Raw genomic sequence first — 2,531 nt, forward strand, 5'->3', positions numbered from 1 at the left:
AGTTTAATGCTTATAACGAGAAGTCTCTGAAGCGGATCCACCGAGGCTTTAAAGGACTCCAGGACACCTTGGAAGCATCATTTATTTGAGTTAGTTACATATTATATGTACGAAGGCATTTCATTTACACAAGATTCTTGACGCTACCTAAGATAGTAAGCAATTAAAAAGCGAATCATTCGGAATTAAAAGAAAGCAGGTATTCAAAATGTTAAAGAAAATTGTTAAATGGACCGTCTTAGTTATCGCCACCTTGGTTGTCACCCTGGCAACTTTCAGCTCCACCATCTTCGCTGCCGCAACTAGCAAACCAACACCTTCCTGGGGTGCTTGGGATCAAACCACAATTACATACAAGACCAACACCGGTTCCAGTTACTACAAGAGCGTTTGGAAGAACGCCGTTAAGCGTTGGAACAAAGTCGGTGTCGTTCAATTAAAGGCTGCCAAGAGCGGCGAAAAGGCTGACATCACGTTGACCTCCTCCGCATCTCTCAGCACTAAGAGCGGCAAGTTAGCCGGTTACACCAACTACTCTTACTTAAACAAGGGTCACGAAAACGAAATCGTTTCTGCCAAGTCCACTTTGAACCGTAGCTTATTAACCAAGTACGGTTACACCAAGAACCAACGGACGAACGTTGCCACTCATGAAATTGGCCATGCCTTAGGCTTAAGCCACTCATCCAGCAAGTCCAGTGTGATGTACGCCTCTGATCGTTACGCTTCCATCGACCACCAAGACAAGGTTGGTTTACAAGACGCCTACAACAATTAATCACTATCAAACATTGACGAATACCTGCAAAACCCTAGCCGCCGGTCCAGCTAGGGTTTTTATTTTGACTATCTGAAGGTTGAAAGATGAAAATCAGCTAGACATATTGTCACCACGCGACTTATGGTGTGAAAATTAGGTGTTTACAGCTTCGTAGTTCGCACTGGCCGCCTACCGTCCACCAACTATGGGTTGGGACGCGGTGGGCGGACCGGAAGACCGCTTCTCAGGCTGGAGGTGTCCCCCAGAGCAGGCGGAATCCCTGACTGACGCAGGCTACTGGTTTCACTAGTTCTGGTGGACAAAGCGCTGTCGCTCCGGGAGTCAAGACATTAATTCAACTTTCACTTTAGTTGACTATATCAAAACGGCTCAGGCACGCAATTAGCGTTGTCTGAGCCGTTTTGATGTTATTTCATATGAATTGCAAACTGTGGGTGCCGGTTGGCAATTTTTGAAACGTGAACTGATTTGCCCGCTTCTTCAATCAACTTGCCGTGACCAATGGCCATCGCCACGTGATAGGTGTATTTCTGCCCGGCAATCTGCCAGAAGAGTAAATCTCCAGCCTTAGCTTTCCGAACAGCCACGTGCTTGCCTAACTTCTGTTGCACGCCGGTCATCCCACCAATGTCTCGGTGTTCCACATCCAAATAGACCTGATCGACAAATGAGGCGCAGTCCAAACCGCCAAAGGCATCCCGACCGGCATACTTATACGGCACACCGAGATAACGTTTAGCATCCGCAATCAGCCGTTTCACCCGGGTCCCCTTAGTTGGAACTGCCCGCTTGAATTGCCGGTTGTGTTTGACACTGGTGGCCTTACCGTTCAAGTTGATTTGCCCGCTCTTCAGGTGGACCGTCAACAGGTTCTTTTGATAACGGACCAATAGGTTCCCCTTCTTGGAGAAATGCAGATTGACCGGCCGGCTTCCCGCTTTAATCGTCGTCCCGTGCCCCCGCGCAAACTGGTGATAAGCTACCAGGTAGTTGCCATACACGGTCCGGTCATTGTAGGCATACAACTGACCATTACGAAGCTGACGCACGTTGATCCAGTGACTAGCGTAGGTCGTGAAATGAGCCTTTTGCGGCTTGGCATAAAACATCACGCTCACATTGCGAATCCGCCCAGCCTTGTTCTGGGTCACGTACACGGATTTATAGCGGCTAATCCGCCGTTCAAACGTCCGTGTAGCGTCTAAACGCTCATGCTTAGCCAAGTACCCCTCCCGCGCAAACATGCTGTTGTAGCTCGCCTGAGCGGTCATTCCTGCCAGTTGCCAACCGAGTAAGACGGTCACTAGCCCCAGGAGTATTTCCCAATCCCGTTTTTTCATTTGAACATCCCAATTCTGTTGAATTTAATTACAGAATTAAGTATATGCCCAAATGAGTATGGATACAAACTGAGAATGCCCTGAATGTTATTGCTAGAAGTAATGCCCAAGCTGTCCACTGTACTTTAAGCAGTCATAACGGTGTCTACTCTGGCTGTTCATGTGTATAACACGCAAACCCCTATGCGGGATAACGGTTCCCCTGCCGACAATGCTACCTATTTTTTGACACACGAAAAAGCCATCAACATCAAGTTAAGCTGGCTCTTTGTCAACTGTTGTTGGTAATCGGCTGTCTGAGGTTGCCTAATCGTATTATGATTAGGCAGCCTTTTTAATTCCGAATACTAGATGAATCCTTAATCTAAAGCTACTAAAACAACCGAATCCGTAGCTGACTCGCTTGATTA

General features: G+C 47.5%; 2 protein-coding genes. One reads left to right on the top strand and one right to left on the bottom strand.

All coding sequences use genetic code 11. The annotated features are described in order from the left end of the window. The first annotated feature begins 208 nt into the window (after window positions 1–208). On the top strand, window positions 209–778 hold the full coding sequence (locus EKM83_RS13070) for a matrixin family metalloprotease (protein ID WP_125577969.1): 570 nt from the start codon (window positions 209–211) through the stop codon (window positions 776–778). Window positions 779–1,188: 410 nt separating this feature from the next. Here EKM83_RS13070 and EKM83_RS13075 read toward each other — a convergent pair whose 3' ends face one another. After that, complete coding sequence (locus tag EKM83_RS13075) at window positions 1,189–2,121, bottom strand: C40 family peptidase (RefSeq protein WP_125577972.1); 933 nt, start codon at window positions 2,119–2,121, stop codon at window positions 1,189–1,191. Between the last annotated feature and the right edge of the window lie 410 nt (window positions 2,122–2,531).

It is taken from the genome of Levilactobacillus angrenensis (assembly GCF_003946085.1).
Classification (GTDB): Bacteria; Bacillota; Bacilli; order Lactobacillales; family Lactobacillaceae; genus Levilactobacillus; species Levilactobacillus angrenensis.